Consider the following 9,102-nt stretch of genomic DNA (forward strand, 5'->3'; position numbering starts at 1 on the left):
GTCTCCGTCATTGTTTACCCCTTGGCTTGCGGGCTTTTCTTGTTCAGGCGGCACGGCACATGGCCGCGACGTACTCCTCGTGCGTGGGCATCAGGTCCACGCAACGCGCGATCACCGCGCGCACCTGCTGCAGGTGCGCCCGCACCGCATCGATGGCATGGGCGTCGGCCAGGGGATGGTAGCCGCGCGCGCGCAGCCCCTGCCCATGCATTACCTGGAACCAGCTTGCTTCCGAAAACATTTCACTGTTCTCGCGGAAGATGCGTCCTTGTCCTTTGAACAGCTCGATCTTGCGCAGCAAGGTCTCGGGGACATCCATGGTCCGGCAGAAGTTCCAGAATGGGGAATCGGTGCGCGCCGTCTGGTGGTAATGCAGGATCAGGAAATCGCGGATTCGCTCATACTCGAAATCGGTCTGCCGGTTGAATTCATCGGTATCGGCCTGGCGGAAATCGCGCGTCGGGAACAAGGCTGCCAGGCGCGCGATCGCCGACTGGACCAGGTGAATGCTGGTCGATTCGAGCGGCTCCATGAAGCCGGCCGCAAGCCCCATGGCAACGCAATTGCGGTTCCAGACCTTGCGCCGCTTGCCGGTAACGAAGCGGAGCAATCGAGGTTCGGCCAATGCTTCCCCATCCAGGCCCGCCAGCAGTTCGGCGGCAGCCTCGTCGTCGCTGAGATATTTGCTGCTGTAGACGTGGCCATGGCCGATGCGGTGCTGGAGCGGAATGCGCCAGCGCCAGCCGGCACGGCCGGCCGTGCACCGCGTATAAGGCAGCAGCGGCCCCGCCGGAGCACCAGGCACCGCCAGCGCACGGTCGCATGGCAGCCAGTGACTCCAGTCGTCGAACCCGGTGTGCAGCGCACCCTCGATCAGCAGGCCGCGAAATCCGGAGCAGTCAATGAACAGGTCCGCCTCCACCACCTCGCCGCTGGCCAGCACCACCGACTCGATGAAACCATCGGCTGCGCGCAGGCGCGCATGCTGCACCCGGCCTTCGGTGCGCAGCACGCCACGCGCCTCGCAGAAGCGGCGCAGGTAGCGGGCATACAATCCGGCGTCGAAATGAAAGGCGTGCGCGAGGTCAGCCATCGGCGAACCGGGCATGTCGCGGCGCGCGCGCATGAATTTGTTGCGCCTGGGAGCGGCCGAGGTGATCGCGTAATCGGCCAGGTCGCCCGCCTCTCCGAGCTGGTGCAGCTTCAGCCAGTAATGGTGGAACGCGGCCGCCCCGAGGTCCTGGCCGATGGTGCCGAAGCCGTGGAAGTAGGCTTGGCCGAGTCCGCCCCAGTCGACGAACTCGATCCCAAGCTTGAAGCTGCCTTGCGTGTGGCGCAGGAAGTCGTCCTCGTCGATGCCCAGCGCCTCGTTGAACAGCCGGATCGAAGGGATGCTCGCCTCGCCCACTCCGACCGTGCCAATCTCCTCCGACTCGACCAGCCGGATCCGGCACTCCTGCGGCAGGACGCGCGACAGCCCGGCGGCCGCCATCCAGCCGGCAGTCCCCCCGCCGACGATGAGTATTTCCCTGATTGCCTGTCCTGTCATGTTCGCTCCATGCATGCCCGGCCGGCGTCGCCACCGGCCGGGCGCTTGCCTACCCGAGGCGCCCGGTGGTCACAGCTTGTAATTCACCCCGAACAGCACCGTCTTGCCATACTTGGTGGATGAGGTGATGTTGTCCGGCCGGTCCTGGTACTCCTGGTATTTCGCGTTGGTCAGGTTGTTCACCTGGAGCAGCAGCGACGTGCCCTTCAGCCAGCCGGCCTCGAAGTCATAGCCGATCTGCAGATCGACCACTTTCTCCGCCTTGATGTACTGGAAGCGGCGATTCGACGCGTAGCCGATGATCTCGCCCAGGAAGTTCGAGCGCTGGCGCTGCGCCACCCGGGCCGAGAAACCATGCTTCTCGTAGTAGAGCGTCAGGTTGCTGGTCTGGCGCGACAGGCCGGGAAGCGGGCTGTTGTCGTTGTTCCCGAACGGCTTGATGGCACTGTCGGTATGCGCATAGCTGGCCTGGACACCGAAACCATCCAGGGGCTGGAGCAGCAAGCTGAACGGCAGCGATGCCGACAACTCGACGCCATGGATGTTGCCGCCGGTGCCGTTCTGCGGCTGGGTGAACTCGCCAATATTGGATTTCGGCGTGAATGGCGACAGGTTCTGGTGCCCCGTGAAGTCATACATGCCATTGGTGTAGGTGTAGATGTAGGAGTCGAGTTTCTTGTAGAACGCGGCCGCCGCAACGTACGCCTTTTTATCGAAGTATTTTTCGTACGACAGGTCGATCGCCTTGGCGCGGAAAGGCTCGAGACGAGGATTGCCGCCGCTGCCCTTCCAGAGCGGGCCATGCAGGTCGAGCCCATCCACGTAGTAGGTGCCGCTGTTGCTCATCTGGTCCATGCGCGGACGTGCCATCACCTTGGCCAGGCCGAGGCGGACGGTTTGCTCGTGCGCGAACGAGGCGGCGAGGTTCAGGCTCGGCAGCACGTCGGTGTACCTTGCGCCGTCGGTCAGCCGCGAGACCGGACGGTTGCTGTCCCCGCTACCGCTGCCGGTGTCGATCGCATTCCCGGTCGAGCTCTGGTCGATATGGACCACCTGCACGCCCACATTGCCGCGCACGGGAATGGATGCCACCTCGGTGTCGATGTCGAGCTTCGTATAGCCGGTGAAATTCTTCTCGGTGACTTCCCACGCCTTCAGGTAGATGTCGAAATAGTTGTTCGTGACAAAATTGTAGCGGCCGGCCAGTCCCAGCTCGTTATAGCTGATCATCGGGATCCCGGAGTCGCCTGCCAGCGCCGAGCCGGCGCCAGTGATGGCGCCATTGTCGCCAGCCTTGAGCTGCAACTGGTATTCCGGCACGCTGCGGCTCTTGTAGCGGTTCGAGTAGTTGACGCCCGCGGTCAGGCGGCTGACAGGCCAGTTGTCCGGCAAGCTGCGTTCGGCCGACAGGCGCACGGACTTGAGCCTGTCCTCCACTTGCAGATTCTTCAGGTAGCCCGCCATGCCCCATCCGCCGGCGTCCATCAGCGTGATGATCTTCGGGTCCGTGTAGTTCAGGCTGGGCTTCCACTGCAGGCCCGCCAGCCCGGCCGCGCCGTTACTGAACGCGATCGAATCGCCCATGTTCTTCGGGGCGCCGGCCCAGGTCTCGTACGGCGATTCGTGGCGCTTGGCCTCGGAATAGCTCAAGTCGCCCTCAACGGTCCAGTTGGCATCCAGGCGCAGCCGGTTGTTCCAGCCCGCGGCCTTCAGTTTGGCCTGGCTCTGGTCGATGTCATTCGCGATCACGGCGTGCGTGCCGTTCCACACGCCGCTATCGACCTTGCCGTCCTTGATCACCGGATCGGTCAAGGTGCAGCCGGACGCGCAGCCCCCGCTCCAGCTCGCGTTGGCCACCGTCTCGTAGCCCTTGCGCGTGGTCGGCGAATCGAACTTCGAATAGTACAGGTCGACCATGCTCGCGAAATCCTTGTTCGGCTTCCACTGCAATACCCCCATCAGGCCGTCGCGCTTTTCATCCTTGTGGTTGGTGAAGTCCTTGAAGTGGGTTGGCGCGCTGACCGTCTGGCCGCCCACCACGACGTCCGAATAATCGCCGTTGCGGATGGTGGCATTGCCCTGGCTCTGGAAGCGCGCGAATCCGAGGGCGACGCCGAACGTCCTGTCGGCAAACTGATCGATGTAGAACGCGGACAGGCGCTTGCCCCTGCCGCTGCCGGCTTCGCTGCCGACCCCTTCCTTCTGGCCGCGCACATTGAGCGCCACTTGACGCCCTGAAAACGCGAGCGGGCGCACGGTCTGCAGGTCGATCGTGCCGGCCAGGCCCTGGCCGATCAGGGTGGCGTCCGGCGTCTTGTAGATCACCACGCCAGACAGCAGTTCGGACGGATACTGGTCAAACTGCGCACTCCGGTTATCGCCGGTGCTGACCTGCTCGCGGCCGTTCATCAGGGTCGAGGCAAAGTCGCCAGACATGCCGCGCACGCTAATCTCCTGCGCCCGCCCGTTGACACGTTGCGCTGTCAAGCCAGGCAAGCGCGCGATCGATTCGGCGATCGAGGAGTCGGGCAACTTGCCGATGTCCTCAGCCGAAATGGCCTCGACGATCGACGTCGCATCCTTTTTGACCGAGATGGCGTCTTCGATGCCCTTGCGGATCCCGACCACTTGAACCTGGGTGATCCCGCTTTCGGCCGGGGTCGCCGCAACCTGGCCAGCCGCCGCTGCGGTCTGGGCCTGGGCCGCTGGAGCGGCGGAAAACGCGGCAATAATGGAACATGCGGCTGCGATTGGCTTTAAGCGGAATTCGGCAATACCTGTGCTGATCATGCTGTCTCCTGTGCTGTTGCGATGTTATGTCGATGTTTTGATGGGTTGATGCGTCGTGCCAACTTGCCGCCCGGGCTGCCGTCACGCGGACATCACCCGCCTTCCCTTGGCTACTTACCCTTACCACATTCGCAAGCATATTTTACGCAATCGATTTCGTAAATATTTTTTAAACGCTGTTGTAGCCATACTACGCACTTGTTAAGCGTCAACGCAAAGAATTTATCCTTGTTACGCATAAAAATTCGCGCATCGAGAAAGATTGCTACAATTGCCCCCTGCGGGACTGATGGGATGAAGAAGAGTAATTTCCGCAAACGTTTGCGGCAAGCCAATGTGATGAACAAAGACGTCCACGACCTTTTCGCTCGGCGAGTAGGGCGTCCACCATTTTTCGACTAGAATCCACACGATTAATCAATGATGGCCGCTCAACACTGGCCAAGCACAGGAGTCCCATGGCGCGCCCGCGAAAGACAGCCACTGAAGCAGCCCCCCTCCGTCCGGAGCGCTCTGCGCGCCCGCAGATGTCCGACATCGCACGCCTTGCAGGGGTTTCGGTGTCGGCGGTGTCGCGCGCATTGAGAGGCAGCCCGGAAATCGGGGACGAGACACGCAAGCGCATCGTCGAGCTGGCGCACTCGCTCAATTACACGGTGAACGTCGGCGCCCAGAACCTGCGGCTGCGACAGAACACGACCGTTGCGGTCATCGTGCCCTCGCTCTCCAATCTGCGCCAACGTCTTACGGAACCGTTCTTTATCAGCCTGATCAGCGCGATCGCGAACGCCCTCACCGATCGCGGCTTCGAAATGCTGCTCACACGGGTTGAAGCCACCCGCACCAACTTTGCGGACGCTTACTTCACCGGCCGTGCAGCCGGCCTGATCTTCACCGGCCAATGGCTGGGCCATGACCAGTTGAACGAACTTGCCTTGTCCAAGGTGCCGTTCGTCGTCTGGGGTGAACAACGCGAGCAGCAGGTGTACTGCACGGTGGGCACCGACAACCTGCAAGGCGGCCGGATCGCGACCGAACACCTGCTTGAGCAGGGCGCGCGCAATGTCGCGATCATCGGCGACTTCAACACACTGGAACTGAAGAATCGCTACGAGGGATATTTGCTCGCGCACCGTGAGCGCGGCCTGGAACCGGCGGCGGATCTGCTGATGCAGACCAGCTTCGACACCGAGGCGATTGAACGCAGCACCGAGGCTCTGCTCGCCAGAAACAAACCGGTCGACGGGATATTCGCCTGCAGCGACTTGACGGCGATGACAGTGATCAACACACTGATCCACCACGGAAAGCGCGTGCCGGAGGATATCGCGGTAAGCGGCTACGATGACATCGAACTGGCGAGCTACTTCCGGCCTTCGCTGACAACGGTCCGGCAGCCGATGGAGGCCGCCGCCGACGCCATCGTGGAGGCGCTGATCGAGCAGATGAAGGGGGAACGGCCCGCGTCGCGGCGACTTGTCACCGAGCTGGTGAAACGAGAATCGACCGCTCCCGCGCAAATGAAGCCGCGATCCTAGCGGCCCGCTTTTCCTGCCTGGCCTGTCACACGACGGCTACCCTTGCCGGCTGCCTTCGCTTGATTTCATCGGCACACATTGGAACGTCAGCTATTTTCCAATACAGAACCGACTGAAGATCACCCCCAGCAAATCATCCGGCGTGAACTGGCCGGTGATGCTGGACAGGTGATCTTGCGCCAAGCGTAGCTCCTCCGCGAACAGGTCCAGCGACTGATCGTTCTGCGCCGCATGCGCTGCCGCGAAGTCGAGGTGCTTGCGCGCCTCGCGCAGCGCGATCAGGTGGCGTTCGCGCGCCAGGTACAGCGACTCGCCGGTCTGCTGCCAGCCGGCGATGCGCAGCAGCTCCGCCCGCAGCAGGTCGATGCCCTCCTTCTCCGCCGCCGACAGATAGACGTGGGTCGCGTCCGCCGTTGGCTCGACCGTGGCCTTGTGGCCGGACAGGTCGATCTTGTTCCAGATGCGCACCACCGGCACGCTGTCCGGAAACGCGGCCATGATGTCCTCGTCGGCCGCGGTCGGCCCCTTGCTGGCATCGAGCAGGTGCAGGATCACGTCCGCCTTGCCGACTTCGCCCCAGGTGCGCTCGATGCCGATGCGCTCGACCACGTCGATGTCTTCATGGATGGCGCGGATGCCGGCCGTGTCGACGATGTTCAGCGGAATACCTTCGATCTGGATGGTTTCGGTCACCTTGTCGCGCGTGGTGCCCGCGATCGGCGTGACGATCGCGACGTCCGAACCGGCCAGCGCGTTGAGCAGCGAGGACTTGCCCACGTTCGGCTGGCCCACCAGCACCACGTTCAGGCCTTCGCGCAGCAGCGCGCCCTGCGCGGCCTGCTTGAACACGTGGTCCAGCGATTCGACGATGGTCGCCAGCTGGCCGCGCGCATTCGACTTTTCGAGGAAGTCGATCTCCTCCTCCGGAAAGTCGAGCGTGGCCTCGACCAGCATGCGCAGGTTGATGGTCTGGTCGACCAGCTTGTGCACCACCTGCGAGAACGCGCCCGACAGCGATTGCGACGCCGACTTGGCGGCCGCTTCGGTGGACGCGTCGATCAGGTCGGCGACCGCTTCCGCCTGCGCCAGGTCGAGCTTGTCGTTAAGGAAGGCGCGGCGCGTGAATTCGCCCGGCTCCGCCAATCGCAAGCCCAATTCCGCGCCTGCTTCAAGCACACGCGCCAACAGCATCTGCAACACGATCGGTCCGCCGTGGCCTTGCAGCTCCAACACATCCTCGCCCGTGTACGAATGGGGTGCCTTGAAATACAACGCAATGCCCTGGTCGATGACCTCGCCGCTGGCGGACTTGAACGGGATGTAAGTCGCGTGGCGCGGCGCCAGCGTGGTGCCGGGAAACAGAGCGTCGATCAGCGGCGCCAGCGATTTGCCGGAAGCGCGCACGACGCCGATGCCGCCGCGTCCTGGGGCGGTGGCAATGGCTGCAATGGGGGAAGTGTCGAGTTTCATGAAGGGATTGTAATTTATCCACCCGCATCACGTGGCGCAGCAGAGGTGAATGTAAACACCGCAAGCTACACAACAGTAACAAAGCCGCTACAAACCCTGAGAATAGTTAACGTTTTTTAACACTGGCATTGCTGACAATCCACGGGTCAAGTTTCCAGTGTCCAATGCCATGTTCATGCTTCGATTGCCCGCGGTGCAGCGCACCGCGCGCGCCCTCACCTATCTCACCGCCTTCGTCCTGATCTGCGTCTGCCTGTGGCTCAACAAGTTCTTCGGCCGGCCCGACCTCGACCAGATCGCCTATCACGTCGGGCTTGGCGTCGAAGGATTGGGGACCTCGGATCCGGCACTGGTGGGGCATTTCGTGCGCTGGTGCGTGGTCGCACCGCTGGTCTTCCTCACCGCGACGCTGGCGGTGGAATGGCGCGGCAGCTTGCGCGCGCGCCTGCCCGTGCGCCTGCGCGCCGTGGGCGCGAAGATGCCACTCCTGCTGATGGCGGCCGCGCTGGTGTATTGGGTGGTCGATACCAATGCGCTGCGCTACGTCGCCAAGAATTTCGGCGTCGATTATTTCGGCGCGAATTACCTGCCGCCGCAGCTGGTCAGCCTGAAAGGCGGTCACACCAAAAACCTGGTGATCATTTACGTCGAAAGCCTGGAGGCGGCGTACGCCAAACCGGAATTGTTCGGCGAGGACCGCATCGCGCCGCTGACGCAATTGCAGGGCGAGAGCTTCACCCAATACCGCCAGGCGCCCGGTACGGGATTCACAATCGCGGCGATCGTGTCGACCCAATGCGGCGTGCCGCTGGAGCGTGTCGGCCTGTTCGACCTGAATACCCAGGGCCAGGTGATCGACAACTTCATGCCGCACGCAACCTGCCTGAGCGACATCCTGCAGCAGCATGGCTATCGCAATGTGTTCATGGGCGGCGGTTCGCTCAAATTCGCGGGCAAGGGGAATTTCCTGAAGAGCCATCATTACGATGAGGCGTATGGCCGGGAGGACTGGATCGCGCAGGGTGCGAATCCGGACAAGATGAATGGCTGGGGGCTGTACGACGATGAATTGTTCGACCACGCGAAGGAAAAGCTGCGCCAGCTGCATGAATCGAACAAGCCATTCAATCTGACGCTACTGACGGTTGATACGCATGAACCGGCGGGATTCAAGCCGCGCCGCTGCAAGATCCAGGATCCGAATCAGTTCGAAGGCGTTGTGGAATGCAGCGCGCAGGAGATCGCCGGTTTCGTCGACTTCATCAAGGACAGCGGATATCTGAAGGACACCAATGTGGTGATCCTGGGCGATCACCTGGCGCGCAAGAATCCGGTGGCGGACCGGCTCGAGACGCTGCCGGAGCGGTATATCTTCAACAAGTTCATTTCGGATGAGCCGATGAAGAAGAACCGGGAGGAGATCGTGCATTTCGACTTGCTGCCGACCATGCTGGAGTTTATCGGGTTTGAAGCGCATGGGAATCAGCTTGGGCTGGGATTCAGCGGCTTCGGCAAGGTGGGGGCGAAGGACAAGAAGCCGAATCCGGAAAGGTTCGATCAGATGAGCCAGAATCTGTTGAACCGGTCGGAGACGTATTTGCACCTCTGGCAGTCCTGAATCTCCTCCATCAAACAACGTCGTCCCCGCGGAGGCGGGGACCCATGCTGAGTTCGCGGGCCACCTGCGGATGATTCGACGACTCAACGTGTCTATGGGTTCCGGCCTTCGCCGGAACGACGGTTTTACGGTTGTGG

General features: G+C 62.3%; 5 protein-coding genes. 2 read left to right on the forward strand and 3 right to left on the reverse strand.

Features of this window, described 5'->3' with window-relative positions; translation table 11 throughout:
- Nucleotides 1–43: 43 nt before the first annotated feature.
- Both NX778_RS24240 and NX778_RS24245 read right to left on the reverse strand, forming a co-directional pair.
- On the reverse strand, nucleotides 44–1,549 hold the full coding sequence (locus NX778_RS24240) for a tryptophan halogenase family protein (RefSeq protein ID WP_258814383.1): 1,506 nt from the start codon (nucleotides 1,547–1,549) through the stop codon (nucleotides 44–46).
- Between the two features lie 69 nt (nucleotides 1,550–1,618).
- Nucleotides 1,619–4,339 (reverse strand): TonB-dependent receptor, encoded by a 2,721-nt coding sequence (locus tag NX778_RS24245; RefSeq protein ID WP_258814384.1) that lies wholly within the window; start codon nucleotides 4,337–4,339, stop codon nucleotides 1,619–1,621.
- 527 nt (nucleotides 4,340–4,866) lie between these two features.
- Here NX778_RS24245 and NX778_RS24250 point away from each other — a divergent pair.
- A complete protein-coding gene (locus NX778_RS24250; RefSeq protein ID WP_258814385.1) occupies nucleotides 4,867–5,877 on the forward strand; it encodes a LacI family DNA-binding transcriptional regulator in 1,011 nt (336 codons plus the stop codon).
- A gap of 90 nt (nucleotides 5,878–5,967) precedes the next feature.
- On the opposite strand, the gene mnmE is transcribed toward NX778_RS24250, so the two are convergent.
- Nucleotides 5,968–7,347 carry a tRNA uridine-5-carboxymethylaminomethyl(34) synthesis GTPase MnmE gene (mnmE, locus tag NX778_RS24255; protein WP_258814386.1) on the reverse strand — a complete coding sequence of 460 codons (1,380 nt, stop codon included), beginning with the start codon at nucleotides 7,345–7,347 and terminating at the stop codon, nucleotides 5,968–5,970.
- 175 nt (nucleotides 7,348–7,522) lie between these two features.
- Between mnmE and NX778_RS24260 the strand changes: the two genes are divergently transcribed.
- Nucleotides 7,523–8,965, forward strand: coding sequence for a sulfatase-like hydrolase/transferase (locus NX778_RS24260; RefSeq protein WP_258814387.1), 1,443 nt, complete (start codon nucleotides 7,523–7,525; stop codon nucleotides 8,963–8,965).
- The last annotated feature ends 137 nt before the right edge of the window (nucleotides 8,966–9,102 follow it).

The sequence above is a fragment of the Massilia terrae genome, from assembly GCF_024753145.1.
Taxonomy (GTDB): domain Bacteria; phylum Pseudomonadota; class Gammaproteobacteria; order Burkholderiales; family Burkholderiaceae_D; genus Telluria; species Telluria terrae.

Bases quoted from the DNA above. Each gene is read 5' to 3' on its own strand.
- NX778_RS24240 (WP_258814383.1), bottom strand. From the start codon at position 1,549: ATGACAGGACAGGCAATCAGGGAAATACTCATCGTCGGCGGGGGGACT.
- NX778_RS24245 (WP_258814384.1), bottom strand. From the start codon at position 4,339: ATGATCAGCACAGGTATTGCCGAATTCCGCTTAAAGCCAATCGCAGCC.
- NX778_RS24250 (WP_258814385.1), top strand. From the start codon at position 4,867: ATGTCCGACATCGCACGCCTTGCAGGGGTTTCGGTGTCGGCGGTGTCG.
- mnmE (WP_258814386.1), bottom strand. From the start codon at position 7,347: ATGAAACTCGACACTTCCCCCATTGCAGCCATTGCCACCGCCCCAGGA.
- NX778_RS24260 (WP_258814387.1), top strand. From the start codon at position 7,523: ATGCTTCGATTGCCCGCGGTGCAGCGCACCGCGCGCGCCCTCACCTAT.